This window comes from Actinosynnema sp. NPDC037264 (assembly GCF_055603705.1).
Genome location: NZ_JBVJVK010000048.1, coordinates 33,579 through 50,016, shown reverse-complemented (window position 1 = coordinate 50,016; position 16,438 = coordinate 33,579). Strand labels below are relative to the sequence as shown.

Below are 16,438 nucleotides of genomic sequence, written 5' to 3'. Positions count from 1 at the left end.
TCTCGCCACGAACCGGAATCACGGCCGACGCTGTCGGCGTCAGGGGACAACCCCACGTCCAGGGACGGCCGCCCGTACGCGTGTAGTGCGTCCGCACCAGGGAGCGGGCCGGGCTGGTCCGTGCGCACCAGGCGAAGACGATCCGGGCGAACGATGTGCGGGACCGCGGTTGGCGACAGGGTTGGTGGCGGAATCGTCCGGCGGCGGGCCGGACGGCGAAGCGGCGGGAAGAAACGTTGCACGACAGCGGAAACAGGACCGACGCGGTTCGGCTGACGGCCGTCCGCAAGGTCACTTTCCCGTCACGGAAAGGATTCCCATGACCACCACCCTGGCTGCTCCGGTGCGGGCCGGGAGGGCCGCGGTCGGGGCTCTCGGCATGCTGGCCCTCGCCAGTGGCGCCCTGGAGTCGGTGGTGCAGCCGACGGTGCCGCTCTTGCAACGCGAACTGGGCATGGGGCCCACCGGAGGGGCACTGCTCAGCATCCTGCTCCCGATCACCGGCGCACTCGTCACACCGTTGGCGGGCAGGTTCGGCGACCGCTACGGCGGAAAACGTGTCCTGGTCCGGCTGATGATCGTGGTGTGCGTCGGCGGCGTGGTGTCCGCACTCGCGCCGAGTCTGCCCGTGCTGCTGGCCGGCCAGGTCCTGCAGGGCGCGATGGTCGGCGCGCTGCCCCTGTCGTTCATCGTCGTGCGCAAGCACCTGTCCGCAGGAGAGTCGAAGGCGGCCATCGGCGTGGTCAGTGGCCTGTTCGTGGGAGGCGGGATGGTGGGCATGCTGCTGGCCGGGCCCGTGGCGGAACAGCTGTCCCGGCACTGGATGTTCGCGCTGCCGACGATCGCCGTCATCGTGGCCACCCTTCTCGTGAACCGGTTGGTGCCGGCGGATTCGGCAGACGGGTCGGGCGACGCCGGGGTCGACTGGCCCGGGCTGGTCCTGTTGAGCGGGGTGCTGATCACGCTCATGCTCACGATCAACTTCGCGCTCGACCTCGCTTCGCAGCCGCTCGCGCTTTGCGGCCTCGTCGTGCTGCTGGTCGCACTGGTGGCCGGCTGGATCGCCGTCGAGCGTCGCGCGGCCTCGCCGCTGATCGATCTGCGCTTGCTGGCCCGGCCCATGATGTGGAAGTCGGGCGTGGCGACGTTCATGATCTGCGTCGGCACCTCGATGGCGATCTTCCTCGTCACGCAGCTGTGGAGCGCGCCCGGTGACGGGTATGGCTTCGGGGCCGGCGCCACCGAGATCGGCTTGTTCCTGTTGCCCGGCACCGTGGTCGCGACGTTGGCCGGACCGGTGGGCGGGAGCTGGGAGCGGCGTTCCGGCTCACGTGCCGTGGCCACCGCCGGGGTCGTCATCATGACCCTGGCCCTGGTCGGCATGGCGGTCGTGCACACCGAGGCGTGGCACCTCGTGGTCGGCAAGGCACTGGTCGCCCTGGCCAACGGCCTGGTCGTCACCGCGATGACGACGGGCATCGCGACCTCCGTCGCGCCGAACGAGACCGGCGTCGCCACCAGCCTGATCCTGGTGACCCGCGTGCTCGGGATGGCCTCGGGCGGGATGTTCGGTGGCGTGCTCCTCGCCGCCGGGACCCCGTCGGGGTCGGACGTGGCGGCCGAATCGTCGTACATGACCGGATTCGTCATCGCCGGCGCCGTCACGGCGCTGGCCCTGCTCGTCACCCGCACCATGCACAAGGGAGTCAAGGCATGACCTTCACCGCTCACCTGAACGACGTTCGCAGCACCCCGAAGGGCAGGGTGCTGGTTTCCGGTGCCGGCATCGCCGGTCCCACGCTCGCGTACTGGCTGACCCGCTACGGATACGCGGTCACGGTGGTGGAGCGGGCGGCTGCGGTTCGCAGCGGTGGTTATCCCGTCGACGTCCGCGGCACCGCGCTGGAGGTCGTCCGGAGGATGGGGATTCTCCCACGATTGCGCGACGCGCACATCGAACTGCGCCGGCTGACCTTCCTCGACGGGAACGGCGGTGAGGTGGCCTCGGTCCACCCGCACGCGGTCACCGGAGGTGCGAGGGGAAGGGACCTGGAGGTGCGGCGCGGGGACCTGACCGACGCGCTTCACCTGGCGGTCCGCGACGACGTGGAGTTCCTGTTCAACGACTCGGTCGACACCCTCGTCCAGTCCGGCGACGGGGTCGACGTCACTTTCCGCGGCGGCGGCCAACGCACGTTCGACCTGGTGTTGGGTGCGGACGGTGCGCATTCCCGGACCCGGGAACTCGTGTTCGGCCCCGAAGAGCGGTTCCGCCGGTACCTCGGCTACTGCTTCGCCGTGTTCCGCGTGCGCAACACCTTCGGGCTCTCCCACGAGACCGTCATGTGGAACACCCCGGGCCGGTCGGCGGCGCTCTACGCCGTGGGGGAGGACGACGAGGTGCACGCCTTCCTGAACTTCGCCCGGCCGGAACCGCCGTCCGACGTGTTCGCGAACCCGGAAGCACAACGGGATCTCGTCGCCGCGGTCTTCGCCGACGCGGGTTGGGAGGTCCCCGGAATGCTGGCCGCGATGCACGAGGCGGACGACGTGTTCTTCGACGGTGTCAGCCAGATCCGCATGCCCCGCTGGCACCGCGGCAGGGTCGCGCTGGCGGGCGACGCCGCGTACGCGCCTTCGTTCCTCACCGGACAGGGCTCCAGCCTCGCGCTCGTCGGCGCGTACATGCTCGCCGGTTCCCTGGCCGGGCGGGACCACACCACCGGGCTCGCCGCCTATGAAGACGGCACGCGTGAGTTCGTGGCCGCGAACCAGGGGCTGGTCGGCGAGGGCGGCGCCACGCTCTTCCCGACCACCGCCCAGGCCCTGGAACAGCGCAACGAGAGGCTGCGCAAGCTCGGCACCACGCCCTCCGCCGAGCCGCGACCGGCTCATTCGGCCCTCACGCTGCCCGAGTTCATGCCCCTGAAGCCCTCCACCAGCTGATCGACAACGGCCGGTCGAGGGCCGGCTCAGTACGCCGCGAGCGCAGTCGGCCGAGCTGCCGGTGCACGGTGGCGGGGTTCCGGTCCGTCACGCGAGCCGGCTCCGCCGCAGTGCCGCGCCCTTCGTCGGAGCCGGGGTTTCGATCCTGGCTGCGGGCTCTTTGCTCTTTCGTCAGCTGAGGCGATCGAGGGCGGCGGCGCTCGACTGCCCGGCTCGGCCGTGTACATCACCAGGGTGTGTCCGGCGCCCGGGAACAGCAGGGTGGTCCGATCCAGCTCCAGCTCTCCCAAAGCCGGGTGCTTCACCCGCTTGCGGACGGCGGGGATGGGGCGCACGTCGTGGTCACGCCAGCCGGCGGCGAAATCGGCGTCGTGGGCGGCGAACTCGTTGATCAGTTCAGCCAGCTCGCGGTCGGCGGGGTGCTTCAGGGCGGCCGTGCGCAATTGCGAGGCGGATTGCCGCGCGAACGTCGCTTCCGCCTCCGGTGCGGCGTCGCACAGGGTGCCGGCCAGCACCAGGGCAAGCCGGACGGCGTTGCGTTCGCCGGGTGCCAACTGGCCGAAGTCCGTGATCAAGGCCACCGCCGCGCGGTTCCAGGCGACGATGTCCTGCCTGCTGTTCACGATGTAGGCCGGAATGGCGCCGAGCCGGTCGAGGAGCGCACGCGCTCCATCGGGGATTCGCTCGGGCTCGCGGTGCGCGTCGGGCAGGATCTGGCCGGCCAGCCTGGCCAGGTGCTCGCGCTCCGCTCCGGTGAGCTGAAGGGCTGTCGCCAGCGCGTCGAGCACCTGCGGAGACGGGCGGGAGGCACGTGCCTGCTCCAGCCGCTCGTAGTAGCTGACCGACACCTGCGCCCAAGCCGCCACCTCCTCGCGGCGCAGACCAGGGGTGCGCCGGGCACGCTGCCCCGGTCCGTGCGCCCGCGCGGCGGCCTCCGGTCGCAGGTTCTCCCGGCGGCGGCGGAGGAAATCGGCGAGCTCTTGTCCGGACACACCGCCATCATCCCAGGCGGCGTCCGGCTTTACCTCCCCCTGGCAGTCCGGGGCTGAAGCGTGGGTTCCTCGGGTGCTTGCCTGCTGGGCACGCTGGTCCGGCAAGCAGAGTTCCCGAGGAGGATGACGTGCCCAGTGCACCGGAGGAAGTTTTCCGGCGTCTGCTCGACCTGATGCTGAAGAAGGAGATGGACGCTGTCGCGGATCTTTGGGCTGTGGATGGCACCGCGGAGTTCCCCTTCGCCGCCGGCGATGCGCCGCGGCGCCTGACGGGGCGCGAAGAAGTCCGCGGTTACCTGGCCGGATACCCGGAACTGCTCGATATGCGGGAAGTCGCCGCGCTCACCGTGCGTCCGACCGAGGACGCGGATACCGCGGTGATCGAGTGGACGGCCGAGGGCCGCACGGTTTGCACCGGCGAGCGTTACCGGCTGGATTACGTCGTCGTGCTGACGGTGCGCGATGACCGGATCACGGTGTATCGCGACTACTGGAGTCCGCTGGCGACGGCTCGCGCGGCCGGGCGGTTGCCCGAGCTGATCGCTTCGCTCGACCGGGACGGTGCCTCGTGACCGGGGTGCTCGTGACCGGAGGCACCGGGAAGACCGGTGCGGCACTCGTCGAACGGCTTCGCGGGGCGGGGGTACCGGTGCGGATCGCGAGCCGGCGCCCCTCCGCCGGCGATCCCGACGCGATCCGATTCGCTTGGGAGGACCCGAGCACGCACGAAGCCGCGCTGCGCGGCATGGATCGCGTCTTCCTGGTTCCCCCGGTGGAAAGCGTCGACCCCTTGCCCTTGGCCGGGCCTTTCCTGCGCCAGGCCCGGCGGTCCGGCGTGCGCCGGGTCGTGCTGCTCGGTTCCGCCATCGTCCTGCCGAACGCGCCCAGCGCGCTGGAACTGGCGGCACAGGTGCGGGCCGAGCCGGGCTGGGTGGTGCTGCGCCCGTCGGGGTTCATGCAGAACTTCCTGCGCCCGCACCCGCTGGGGGAAGGCATCCACCGGCTCGGCGAGATCCGCACCGCGGCCGGCGACGGCAAGGTGGGATGGATCGACGTCCGGGACGTCGCGGCTTCCGCGGCGGCCTTGCTGGGGGATCCCGAAGTCCGCGCCGCGGGCGACGATCTCCTGCTCACCGGGCCCGAGGGTCTGAGCTACGGCGACACCGCGGAAGCCATCACCGCCCAGACGGGCCGCCGGATCCGGGTGCGGCAAATCGAGCCGGACGAGCAGGCCGCGGCTTACCGGGCCGCCGGACTGCCCGCCGAGTTCGCCGCTGCCCTCGCGACCGTCGAGGACGGGATCCGGCGCGGGCGGGAAGACCGCGTCAGCACGACGGTACTCGACCTGACCGGCCGGCCGCCCCGCACCTTCGCGCGGTTCGTCTCGGAGCACGCGGACGAATGGCGCGGGAAGTGACCACGGGGCTGGGTGCCCGTTGCCTCAGGCCGGCAAGGGAAGCCGCTTGGTCGGCTTGGTGAGCTGGTTGCGCGGGCGCCCCAAGCCGTGGCGTCACGCCTTGTCATGGCGGATCCCCTCTCCTCCTCGACGCGGACGTCGTCCTCACCGCGACGTGCCGGACAGCGCCGCCTCAGCCGCCTGCCGTCGGCCGCGGATTCTGCGGGCCAGACCGAGGAGGACCGAGCGCAGCGCCTCGGCCCGACGACTGGAGGGGACGAACATCTGCTGCTTGAGGCGCGCGGTGCGCTGGTGCTTGGTGATGAACGGCCGCAGCCCGCCCTCCCAGGCGTCCAGAGCGGCGGCGAGGTCGTCGGGGTGCTCCCGCAGGGCCACGCCCAGCGCGGCCCCGCCGCGCAGCGACGACGTGGCACCCATGCCCGAGTAGAGGTTCAAGCACCACGCGGCGTCCCCCACCAGTACGACCCGGCCCTTGCTCCACCGGGGCATCCGCACCTGGTGCACCGAGTCGAACAGGTGGTCCGGGGCCTCTTCCAGGGAGTCCAGGACGTGCCGCACCACGGGATCGTCCATGCGCGAGAAGACCGAGCGCAGCCGATCGACCCGCGACCCGGCGAACTGGTCCTGGATGTCCGTCGTCCGGTAGGTCAGCAGTGCGGTGGGCGCGTGGTCGGCGAGCCCGAAGACCCACACCGCCCGCTTCGCGCGCGCAATGATGATGCTGTCACTCGCCGCGTAGGAGGGCACCTGCTCCTTCAGTTGGAAGGCGCAGATCATCGCGTTCCACTTGGTCAGGTAGTCCTCGTCCGGACCGAACACCATCCGGCGCACGCTCGAGCGCATCCCGTCCGCGCCGACCACGAGATCGAAGTCCTCGCGGTACCGCTGCCCGGTGCCGGCGTCCTCGAGCAGGACCTGCACTTCGGCAGGACCCTCGGTGATCGCGACCGGAGTGGTCCCGAACCGCACCTCGACGCCGGTGCTGCTCTGCCACAGCGCGGCCTCGATGTCCCCGCGCAGTACCGCTGCGGGTTCACCGGGCTGGTCCAGGAATCCCAGGGCCGGCCTGCGCCTGCCCCGGCGATCCAGCGACCACGTGTTCGCGCCCGCCTTCCGTTCCGGGTTGCGGGTGTGCAGGTGGTCGGCGATGCCCAGGTCGACCGCGGCCCGCCGGCCTTCCGGGAACAGCCCGACGAAGTAGCCCCCGGTACGCCGCTCGGGCGCCCGTTCGACGATCACCGGCGTCCACCCGGCCCGGCGCAGCCCGATCGCCGCGGACATCCCCGCGATCCCGAGCCCCACCACCAACACCCTCTTCCGCATGGCGGTCACCGCGCCGTGCCGGACAGGGCCGACGATGCGGTGTACTCCGCCGCCATCCGGCGGTGGACGACCCTGCGGATCAGCTCGAGAACACCCGAAACCAGCACCTCGACCGGGCGGCTGGACGGGACGAACCTCTGTTGCTTGATCCGTGCGGAGCGCTGCTGGCGGGTGATGTAGGGCCGCAGGCGGGTCTCCCAGGCGTCCAGAGCGGCGGCGAGGTCCTCGGGGTGCTCCCGCAGGGCCACGCCCAGCGCGGCCCCGCCGCGCAGCGAGGACGAGGAGCCCATGGCCGAGTAGGTGTTCATGCACCACGCCGCGTCGCCCACCAGCACGACCCGACCCTTGCTCCACCGGGGCATCCTCACCTGGTGGATCGAGTCGAACACGTGGTCAGGGGCCTGCTCCAGGGAGTGCAGGACGTGACGCACCACGGGGTTGTCGTCCATCCCGGAGAAGGCCGCGCGCACCTGCTCGATCGACGGCCCGGCGAACCGGTCCGGGATGTCCTCGGTGCGGTAGGTCAGCCACGCGCAGGGCGCGTGGTCGGCGAGTCCGAACACCCACATCGCACGCTTGGGGCGCGAGACGATGATGCTGTCGCTCGCCTCGTAGGAGGGCACCTGCTCCTTCAGCTGGAACGCGCAGATCATCGCCTTCCAGTTCGCCAGGTAGTCCTCGTCCGGACCGAACACCATCCGGCGCACGCTCGAGCGCATCCCGTCCGCGCCGACCACGAGATCGAAGTCCTCGCGGTACTGCTGCCCGCTGCCGGCGTCCTCGAGCAGGACCTGCACCCCGCCTGCGCCCTCGGTGATCTCGACCGGAGTGGTCGCGAACCGCACCTCGACCGGGTCCTCGGTCCCGTCGCCGGTGATGCCCTGCCACAACGCGGCCTCGATGTCGCCGCGCAGCACCGCGGCCAGCCCGCCGGGCGCGTCCAGCAAGCCCAGAACCGGTCTCCGCCTGCCCCGACGATCCACTGACCACGAGTTCCCGCCCGGTCGCCAGTCCGGGTTGCGGGTGTGCAGGTGCTCGGCGATCCCCAGGTCGGCCACGGCCCGCACGCCCTCCGGGAACATGAAGATGTAGTAACCCTCCGTCCGACGCTCGGCTGCTCGTTCGACGATCACCGGCGTCCACCCCGCCCGGCGCAGCCCGATGGCCGCGGACATCCCCGCGATGCCGAGCCCCACCACCAGTGCCCTCTTCTGCATGGCTTCCTCCCTCCGATCACGTTCTGCGGGATGGCTCAGTCCGGGACGACGACGGCGCGGCTACGGCCGGTGTGCGCCCACGCCTCACCGACCCGGCTCAGCGGGAAAGCGGTGTAGGGCAGGTGCAGGGACCCGTCGGCGAAGCGGGCCATGACCTCGGGTGCCTCGGCGAGCATCTCCTCGGCGGACCGCGATCCGACGCCGCTTCCGGTGATGCGGATCCGCCTGCTGCGCAGCAGGTCCGCCGGCAGCGACGCCTCCAGGCCCGCGAGCGAGCCGATCTGCACGTAGGCCGTGTCTGCCTCGGTGTCCTCGCCGCCGCGACCCAGCACGGCGAAGGTGGCCTCGGCCACGGGTCCCCACAGGTAGTCCAGCACGAGACCGGGCGACGTCTCGGACACCGCATCAGCCAGCGCCTTCTCCAGGCCGTCGGGTCCGTCGTGGGCCAGCGACACGGTCGCCGCTCCCGCGCCGCGCAGTCGCTCCAGCGCCTCCGGATCGCGCCCGGCGGCGACGACCCGCTCCGCCCCGAGCGCCAAAGCCCCCTGCACCGCAAGACTGCCCGACATCCCCGTGGCGCCCAGCACCAGCACGGTGCCCAACGTCCCCACTTCCTTGCGCCGCGCGGTGAGGACCATCCAGCCCGACAGGCCGGGGTTCATGCCCGCGGCGATCGCGAGCGGATCCGCCCCCGCCGGCACCTCCGCCTGGAACGGAGCGACCAGCCGCTCGGCCATCGTCCCGAACGGCGGACGCGCGTAGCCGGTGTAGACCAGGCGCCCGTCACCGGTGCGGGCGACCGCATCGATGCCAGGCACCAGCGGATACGTCATCTGGCCGCGGCCGTAGTGCCGGCCGGTGGCCAGCCCGCGGACGATGTTGTGCAGGCCGGCCCCAACGAGGTGCAGCGGCTCGTGACCGGGCGGGATCACCGGGTCGGGGAAGTCACCGCAGACGGGTGACGCATCGGGGGCGGTGACGATCGCAGCACGCATTTCCCGGCTCCTTAACTTAGTTCAAGGATGTGTCCAGCGTGCCTGAACGCCGTTAAGGTGTCAACCATGACCAAGGGCATCACCCGGGAACGGATCGTCACGGCGGCGCTCGAACTCCTCGACGACCAGGGCATGGACGCCCTGACCGTCCGCGCGCTCGCCGCCCGGCTCGACGTCCGCGCGCCCGCCCTGTACTGGCACGTGCGCAACAAGCAGGAACTGCTCGACGAGATGGCCACCGAGGTCATGCGCCGCGTGGCCGGCGCCTTCGCCGCGATCCCGCCGGGAGACGGGTGGCGTGACGACCTCACCGCCTACGCCCGCGTGCTGCGCTCGGAGTACCTGCTCCACCGCGACGGGGCCCGCATCTTCAGCGGCACCCGGATCACCGACCCGGACGTGGTCCGCATGAAGGAGCCGTTGTTCGAGCGCTGGACCGCAGCCGGCTGGAAGCCCGACCACGCCGACGACGCCGTCGACCTGGTCACCGCGTTCGTCGTCGGCTTCGTCATCGAGGAACAGGAACGACGCCAATCCGCCGAGACCGATCCGACGCGCTACTCGGTCACCGCGCGCGAGGCCTGGCTCGGCGAAGGCGCGTCACTCGTCAAGCGGGCCGGGCACCTCCAGGACGAGGGCGACCAGCGGTTCGAACGGCACCTCGGCATGGTCCTCGACGGGATCGCCGCCCGGCCGATCGCCTGACTCACCCGCGCCTGCGCACCAGCACCGTCGCGAGCACCGCGGCCGCGACGAGCGCCGCGCCACCCATCAGGATGTAGAGCCGCACCCCGGTCAGGGAGTTCGCGGCGACCTCCGCGACGAGCGTGTCGGTGGCTGTCGCGTTGAGCACCATCACGCCGACGACGTTGAGCACGACCGACCCGACGCAGAGCACGACCGCCACCAGGCTGCCGATCGCACCGTGGTTTTCGGGCGGCGTCAAGACGGTCGCGAGGTTGAAGCTGGAGGCGATGCCCGCGCCGGCGGCCACACCGAGCAGGGTGGCGCAGACCAGCCCGACCGGGAGCACCGAGACGCCCACGAGCATCCCGAACGTGGCCAACAGGCCCACCGCGATACCGGCGAGCAGCGTGCGCGCCGGACCGATCCGGGACGCGAGGACACCCGACACCGGACCGCCGATCATGATCCCGACCGCGGACAGCACGAACAACGCGAGCACCACGTCGCCACCGCCGAGGCCGTAGCCGAGGCCGAGCTCGGGCGGCACTTCCGCGACGAGGCTCTTCAGCTGCAGCATGCTCTGCACCGCGCCGGCCGTGAGCGCCACCGCTCCCAGCGTCAACGCCAGCGACCCGCTGTGCCCACGCAGGTCGACGATCGGCTCGGGGACCCGCAGCACGTGCCGCACCCCGGCGACCAGCGCGATGACGCCGCCGACCAGCGCGGCCAGCAGACCCGGGTTCGCCCAGCCCACGTCCGGGCCCATGCTGACGCCACCGAGCACCGCGACCAGACCGGAACCGAGCAGCAGCGCCCCGGCGACGTCGACCGACCCGCCGGAGCGGATCGGCGGTTCCGGGACGAACAGCCGCACGGTGACCGCGCAGACCATCGCGAGAGCGGTGGCGACGACGAAGACGCTCCGGTAGCCGAACGCGTCGATCGCCGGGTTCAGCAGGAACATCGCGGGAATCCCCAGTGCCGACGCGCCTGTGGTCACGACGCCGACGGCGGCCATCCCGACCCGTGGGGTGCAGACCTGGCGGGTGATCGCCACCGTGAGCAGCACCGCTCCCATGGCCGCCCCCTGCAGGAACCGCCCGAGCACGAAGACGACGACGTTCGGCGCGACCAGGCAGACCAGCGATCCCGCAAGCGTGACGAGCATGGTGACGACGAGGATCCGGCGCTTGCCGTGGATGTCGGCGGTGCGACCGAGCAACGGCGCCCACATCGCACCCGCCAGCATCGCGCTCGAGTTGAGCCACGCGGCCTGGTCGGTCTGGAAGTGCCGCATCATGTCCGGCAACGCCAGCAGCGGGGCGACGATGACCACGTCGGCCAACAGGTTCGCCCCGACGAGGATCATCAACCAGCCGACCAGTCGACCGCTCCACCTGTCTTCCGCGACACCCGACGAGCGCGCTACCGACGTGCCTTGCACCATGAGTTCTCCAGGTAGGCGCAGCCGGGAACACCCGACCGCATCGAGGGCTTCTTTCTCCGGTTCCGGGGAGCGCTAGGTCTGCGGCGCGTCCGGGTTGCTGACCACTGCTGCGCGCACCAGAGACTCCTTAACTTTGTTCACCTCGTCTGGCGTCGACCGTGCCTGAACATTGTTAAGGTGTCAAGCGCGGTGAAGGACGCTCGCGGGCGAGCCCGCTTCCGCGGCGAACGCCGACAACGGCAGGGCCGCCCGCGAGCAGCCTGGCCAACCCGGCGAACCAAGTGGTCAACGCACCAGTGAAGTCGGCAACCAGGCAGAAGTCGTGCGGTGGCGATGGTGAAGCCGATTGTCGCTCCGCCTCCGGCACGGTCCCTGGCGAAGGTGGTTCCTTCGCCGCCGAGGGCTACTTCGCCGTGGAAGTCCTGACCGCCTGTTCTCCGGGCACGGCCATCGCCCGGTAGAGCTGGTCTGCGTCCCAGGCGGGCTCCCGCAGGTCGAGCCGGTTCGAGGCCCGGAACCCGTCCATCGCCAGGTACACGTGCCGCCGCCACATCGACGGGGCAACGTGCCGCGTGGCCTCGGCGACTCGACCGCTCGCCCAGAACAACACGAAGAGGTCGGCGCCGGTGACGTCCGAGCGCACGGCGCCGGCTTCCTGTGCCCGCTCCAGAACGCGTTGTGCGAGTGCGCAGATCTCGCTGTGCACAGCCTCGGAGCGGTCGTCGGCGGGAAACCGCTTCGCCAGGAAGTCGCCGAACGCCCGATCCCCGGCCTGGGCCGAACACAGGACTTCCAACAGGCTGCGAAACGCCTCCCACGGGTGCTCCAGGTCGGGCAAGGCCCGTACCTCGTCGAGCAGGAGGCGCAGCTTCGGTTCGAGAACGGCCCACAGCAGGTCCGTACGTGTCGGGAAGTGCCGGTAGAGGGTGCCGGTCACCAGACCCGCCTCCCGTGCGATGCCGTCGAGGGCGGCCCCGGCGCCTCGTTCGGCGAACGCGCGCCGGGCGCACTCGAGAAGCCGCTCGCGGTTGCGGTGGGCGTCCCGACGAGTGGGCGGCGGGTTCTTGCTGGAGGGCATGCGGCCAGCCTAACAAAATGTGACATGTCTCAACTTTGAGAGTTCCCTCATCTTTCATAGGCTCGGCAAGCACTGAAAATGAGAGCACCATCATTTTGAGACAGGGGGAGTGACATGGCGAAGCTCGGTGGGAAGGTCGCGGTGATCACCGGGGCGACCTCCGGACTGGCACTGGCGACGGCGAAGTTGTTCGTCGCGGAGGGTGCACACGTGGTCATCACCGGCCGTCGTCAGGACCGGTTGGACGCGGCGGTGGCCGCGATCGGCCACGATGTGACCGGTGTGGTCGGTGACGTCGGTGAGATCGCCGACGTGGTCCGCCTGGTCGATGTCGTGGCGGCCGAACTGGGCCGGGTCGACGTTCTCGTCGCGAGCGCCGGGGCCTGGACGTGGAACGAGGCGATCGGGGATGTGACCGAGGAGTCGTTCGACGCCGTGTTCGGGGTGAACGTGCGGGGGACGTTCTTCACCGTGCAGAAGTTCTTGCCGTTGCTGTCCGACGGCGCCTCGATCGTGCTCATCGGCTCGGGCGCCGCGGAGAAGGGTGATCCGGGAACGACGGTGTACGCCGCGAGCAAAGCGGCGCTGCGGTCGTTCGCCCGGACCTGGACCACCGACCTGAAGGAGCGCGGGATCCGGGTCAACGTCCTCAGTCCTGCCGCGATCGACACCCCGGCGTTCGCGGACCTCCCGCCGGGGTTCAAGGAACAGATCGCCGCGCGGGTACCCGTGGGCCGCCTCGGCGCCGAGCACGAGATCGCCACCGCGGCGCTCTTCCTCGCTTCCGCGGACTCGAGCTTCGTCAGCGGGATCGACCTCCCCGTCGACGGCGGAATCGGCCAGATCTGACCACAGACGACGGTGTGTTCGCGCCCGTCCGCGGGAGCGTTCCCGTCGAGGGGATGGCGGCCCCGGCGTCGGAGAGGTCGCCATCCTTGCCGGGTGTGCGGCGTCGGAACTGGGATCTGGTTCGAGCCGCCGTCGACGTACAGGCTTGAACGGGTGATGAAGCTGCTCTGCTCGCAGGCGAGGAAGGCCATGGCGGCGGTGCTCCTCGTCGACGATCCTGGCCGCTGACCAGCGCCGACGATCACCAGGTCGTGGGCCTTGCGGGGCAGGTCGACCACCCCGATGGCCGCCGTCGGTTTCGCCCTCGGCGGCGGGCTACTCGATAGTGAGCGCCGCCTCGGCGGGCCGGTCGCGCGTCGCGCGCCACGCGGGCAGGAGCATGGCTCCGAGCGTCAGCAGCACGGTCAGTGCGGCCGTCGACGCGTAGACCCACGGAGACCCGGCCGGCAGTACCGAGTCGAGGCGCTTGAGGCTGACCGGCACCAGGATCCCGAGCACGGCGACGGTGCCGAGCGCGATGCCGCTCACGGCCAGGATCGCACCCTCCAGGCCGACCATCCGCAGCACCTGACCACGGGTCGAGCCCGCGAGCCGCTGCAGCCCGAACTCCCGCCGCCTCGCCGTCGTGCTCGACGCCAGCGTGTTGATCACCGTGATCGCCGCGTAGCCCGCGATCATGAGCACCATGATGTAGATCGCGAAGTTGGCGGTCGTCTTCTGGTCGTCGTACTCCCCGAGCAGGACGTCGCGGCCGGCCACGGTCAGTCCGCCCGCGGCGGAGGTCACCTCGGTCAGGTCGGCGATCAACCGCTCCGGGTCGGTGTGCTCGTCGGCTTTGACGAGGATGCGCTTCGCGTGTCCATCGGTGGTGTGCGCCGCCAGGGTGTCGGCCGGGAGCAACAGCGTGTCGTAATCGTCCTGTGCGGCGAACAGCGCGGCCACCCGCACGTCGAGCGGGGTGTTGTCGCCCATCCGCAGCGTGATCGTGTCGCCGATGTCGACGCCCAGCCGGTCGGCGTGCCGGTGCTCGACAGCGACCGTGTCGTCGTGCAGGTCGGCGAGGTCGCCCGCGGTGACCTCGACCGGCGTGGTGGCGTCGGCGCCCTCGGCGGTGACGCCCTGGAGGGTCCAGCCCTCGTTGGCGGGTGAGCTGTCCTCCGGGTGCTCGATGAAGCCGACGCTGCTGACGTACGCCGAGGCGCCTGCGACGCCCGGCAGGTCGTCGATCCGTGCCACCAGGTCCGCGTCGACGCGGTCCTGAGCGGTCACCACGGCGTCGGCGACCAGGGTGTCGGCGAAGCTCCGCCGATCCGCCTCGTCGTTCGTCGTCTGCAGGTACAGCATGCCGGTCGACACCGCGGTCAGCAGGATGACCGGCCCCATCACCGCCGCCAGCCGGCCACTGTGGCCACGTGCGTTGAGCACGGCGAGCTGGCCGGTCACACCACCCAGCGCGCGCACGGGCCACTGCACGGCGAAGGTCGTGACCTTCGTCAGCACGGGTGCCAGCAAGGCGAACCCGATGGCGAGGAGGATCACGGCAGGTGCGCCGGTGGCCGGCGTCAGCGGTCCACTGATCACGGCGATGGTCACGATGGTCAGGGCGATCCCGGCGGTGAGGAAGAGCACCGCCAGGAGCAGGCGTCCGCCGCCGATCAGCTTGCCTTCGACGGAGACCTCCGTGAGCGCCTGGGCCGGCTTGATGCGCGACGCCCTTCTGCCGGCGCCCAGCGCACCGGCCAATGCCGCGAGGATCGCCACCGCCATGGCGGCCACGGCCGGGATCCAGCCCTGGTGGAAGACCACGCCCTCCGCGGCGATCCCGCGCTCGGCCAGCCGGTCGAACACGAACTCGCCCAGGAACCTGCCCGGGAAGTAGGCCAGCGCGGTGGCGACCACGGACAGCAGCAGCGTCTCACGGGAGATCAGCTCGCGCAGTTGACGAGGCGTCGCGCCCACGGCCCGCAGCAACGCCAGGTCCTGCCGGCGCTGGGCGATCGAGAGCCCGAGCATGGCCGCCACCCCGAAGACGGACACCAGGATCGCGAAGGCGGTGAAGACCCCGGCCAGGGCCATCACCGTGACGCCGCTCGCCTTGGCCTCGCGCAGTTCGGCCTGCCCGCGTTCGTCACCGACCAGCGTGACGGTCCCGCTGTCCAGCTCGGCGTCGACGCGCGCCCGGAGCTCGCCGATGTCCACTCCGGACTCGGCCACCACACCGATCGCGTCGACCGTGCCGGCAGGTGCGTCACCTTCGAAGACGAAGCTCCCGGCCTCCCGCACGCCGGGCAGCGCCGCGATCCTGTCCGCCAGCCCCGCGTCGACCCGGACCCGCTCGGGCAGGATCGGCGGTTCGTCGGGGTCGCCGCCGGAGCCGTGGTACTCCTGGTCACCGGCGACGACGACATCGGCCGAGGCCAGCTGCTGCGGAGGGACGGCGGTGCGGACGCCGGTCTCGATGAGGCCGCCGCAGGCCATCATGATGGCCGCGGCGAAGAACATGGCGAGGAAAGCCGCCACGAACATGCCCGCGCGGAACCGCAGTGTGCGCAGTGCGAACCGCAGCATCAGCGCTGCCCTCCCCGGTTCGTCGCCAACCGGGGGAGAGGGCCCTCGTCGGCGAAGGCACCCAGGTGGGTCATCCGGTCGGCCACGGTTCGCGGGGTCGGCGAGCGCAGCTCACCGGCCAGCCGCCCGTCGGCGAGGAACAGGACGCGGTCGGCGTACGACGCCGCGACCGGATCGTGGGTCACCATGACGATCGTCTGACCGGCGGCCCGCGACGAGTGCCGCAGCAGCGTGAGGATGTCCCGCGCCGTCCTCGTGTCCAGTGCGCCGGTCGGCTCGTCGGCGAAGATGACGGCGGGGTCGCCGATCAACGCGCGGGCGATGGCGACCCGCTGCTGCTGCCCGCCGGACAGCTCGGCCGGCCGGTGGTTGCCCCGCTCGCCCAGGCCGACCTGGTCGAGGGCGTCCGAAACCCGGCCCCGGTCCGGTTCGCGGCCGGCGAGCCGCAACGGCAACGTCACGTTCTGCCGCACGGTCAGGACCGGCAGCAGGTTGAACGCCTGGAAGACGAAGCCGATCCGATCCCGCCGCAGCTTCGTCAACTCGGTCTCGTTCATCTCGCTGAGCTCGTGCTCCTCGAGCAGCACCGAACCCGACGTCGGCTGGTCGAGCCCGGCCGCGCACTGCAGCAGGGTGCTCTTGCCGGAGCCCGACGGCCCCATGATCGCCGTGAACGTGCCCCGGCCGAACCGGGTCGTCACGTCGTCGAGCGCCACCACCTGGTGGTCGCGCCGCCCGTAGACCTTGCGGACGGCCGTCAGCCGAACCGCGTCGGTCCTGTTTCCGCTGTCGTGCAACGTTTCTTCCCGCCGCTTCGCCGTCCGGCCCGCTGCCGGACGATTCCGCCACCAACCCTGTCGCCAACCGCGGTCCCGCACATCGTTCGCCCGGATCGTCTTCGCCTGGTGCGCACGGACCA

General features: G+C 71.1%; 14 protein-coding genes. 6 read left to right on the top strand and 8 right to left on the bottom strand.

Annotated features, from left to right (window positions below):
• Positions 1 to 184: 184 nt before the first annotated feature.
• Positions 185 to 1,717, top strand: coding sequence for an MFS transporter (locus ACZ7GX_RS34815; RefSeq protein ID WP_498783136.1), 1,533 nt, complete (start codon positions 185 to 187; stop codon positions 1,715 to 1,717).
• Entirely contained in the window at positions 1,714 to 2,946 is a 1,233-nt protein-coding gene (locus tag ACZ7GX_RS34810; RefSeq protein WP_498783134.1) for an FAD-dependent monooxygenase, read from the top strand. The genes ACZ7GX_RS34815 and ACZ7GX_RS34810 overlap by 4 nt, the downstream gene beginning before the upstream one ends.
• 26 nt (positions 2,947 to 2,972) lie before the next feature.
• Here ACZ7GX_RS34810 and ACZ7GX_RS34805 read toward each other — a convergent pair whose 3' ends face one another.
• Positions 2,973 to 3,938, bottom strand: coding sequence for a helix-turn-helix transcriptional regulator (locus ACZ7GX_RS34805; RefSeq protein ID WP_498783132.1), 966 nt, complete (start codon positions 3,936 to 3,938; stop codon positions 2,973 to 2,975).
• A gap of 128 nt (positions 3,939 to 4,066) precedes the next feature.
• Between ACZ7GX_RS34805 and ACZ7GX_RS34800 the strand changes: the two genes are divergently transcribed.
• On the top strand, positions 4,067 to 4,510 hold the full coding sequence (locus tag ACZ7GX_RS34800) for a nuclear transport factor 2 family protein (protein ID WP_498783130.1): 444 nt from the start codon (positions 4,067 to 4,069) through the stop codon (positions 4,508 to 4,510).
• Positions 4,507 to 5,355 (top strand): NAD(P)H-binding protein, encoded by an 849-nt coding sequence (locus ACZ7GX_RS34795; protein ID WP_498783128.1) that lies wholly within the window; start codon positions 4,507 to 4,509, stop codon positions 5,353 to 5,355. Before ACZ7GX_RS34800 ends, ACZ7GX_RS34795 begins: the two co-directional genes overlap by 4 nt.
• Positions 5,356 to 5,499: 144 nt before the next feature.
• On the opposite strand, the gene ACZ7GX_RS34790 is transcribed toward ACZ7GX_RS34795, so the two are convergent.
• From ACZ7GX_RS34790 to ACZ7GX_RS34780, 3 genes are read right to left on the bottom strand one after another with little or no spacing between them, the layout of a single operon-like run.
• Positions 5,500 to 6,678, bottom strand: coding sequence for an FAD-dependent monooxygenase (locus ACZ7GX_RS34790; RefSeq protein WP_498783126.1), 1,179 nt, complete (start codon positions 6,676 to 6,678; stop codon positions 5,500 to 5,502).
• 5 nt (positions 6,679 to 6,683) lie between these two features.
• Positions 6,684 to 7,895 (bottom strand): FAD-dependent monooxygenase, encoded by a 1,212-nt coding sequence (locus ACZ7GX_RS34785; protein ID WP_498783124.1) that lies wholly within the window; start codon positions 7,893 to 7,895, stop codon positions 6,684 to 6,686.
• Positions 7,896 to 7,930: 35 nt separating this feature from the next.
• The gene (locus ACZ7GX_RS34780) at positions 7,931 to 8,890 is read right to left on the bottom strand and encodes a zinc-binding dehydrogenase (protein WP_498783122.1); all 960 of its coding nucleotides are present in this window, start codon (positions 8,888 to 8,890) and stop codon (positions 7,931 to 7,933) included.
• 66 nt (positions 8,891 to 8,956) lie between these two features.
• Here ACZ7GX_RS34780 and ACZ7GX_RS34775 point away from each other — a divergent pair, with 66 nt between their 5' ends.
• Positions 8,957 to 9,595, top strand: a complete 639-nt coding sequence (locus tag ACZ7GX_RS34775) for a TetR/AcrR family transcriptional regulator C-terminal domain-containing protein (protein ID WP_498783120.1) — start codon at positions 8,957 to 8,959, stop codon at positions 9,593 to 9,595.
• Between the two features lies 1 nt (position 9,596).
• Here the strand turns inward: ACZ7GX_RS34775 and ACZ7GX_RS34770 are convergent, their stop codons facing one another.
• Both ACZ7GX_RS34770 and ACZ7GX_RS34765 read right to left on the bottom strand, forming a co-directional pair.
• Positions 9,597 to 10,946, bottom strand: coding sequence for an MFS transporter (locus ACZ7GX_RS34770; protein WP_498783118.1), 1,350 nt, complete (start codon positions 10,944 to 10,946; stop codon positions 9,597 to 9,599).
• Positions 10,947 to 11,427: 481 nt separating this feature from the next.
• Positions 11,428 to 12,102 carry a TetR/AcrR family transcriptional regulator gene (locus tag ACZ7GX_RS34765; protein ID WP_498783116.1) on the bottom strand — a complete coding sequence of 225 codons (675 nt, stop codon included), beginning with the start codon at positions 12,100 to 12,102 and terminating at the stop codon, positions 11,428 to 11,430.
• Positions 12,103 to 12,216: 114 nt separating this feature from the next.
• Here ACZ7GX_RS34765 and ACZ7GX_RS34760 point away from each other — a divergent pair, with 114 nt between their 5' ends.
• Complete coding sequence (locus ACZ7GX_RS34760) at positions 12,217 to 12,951, top strand: SDR family oxidoreductase (RefSeq protein WP_498783114.1); 735 nt, start codon at positions 12,217 to 12,219, stop codon at positions 12,949 to 12,951.
• A 315-nt stretch (positions 12,952 to 13,266) separates the two neighbouring features.
• Here ACZ7GX_RS34760 and ACZ7GX_RS34755 read toward each other — a convergent pair whose 3' ends face one another.
• A complete protein-coding gene (locus ACZ7GX_RS34755; protein ID WP_498783112.1) occupies positions 13,267 to 15,519 on the bottom strand; it encodes an ABC transporter permease in 2,253 nt (750 codons plus the stop codon).
• Positions 15,519 to 16,316, bottom strand: coding sequence for an ABC transporter ATP-binding protein (locus tag ACZ7GX_RS34750; RefSeq protein WP_498783110.1), 798 nt, complete (start codon positions 16,314 to 16,316; stop codon positions 15,519 to 15,521). The genes ACZ7GX_RS34755 and ACZ7GX_RS34750 overlap by 1 nt, the downstream gene beginning before the upstream one ends.
• Positions 16,317 to 16,438: the final 122 nt, after the last annotated feature.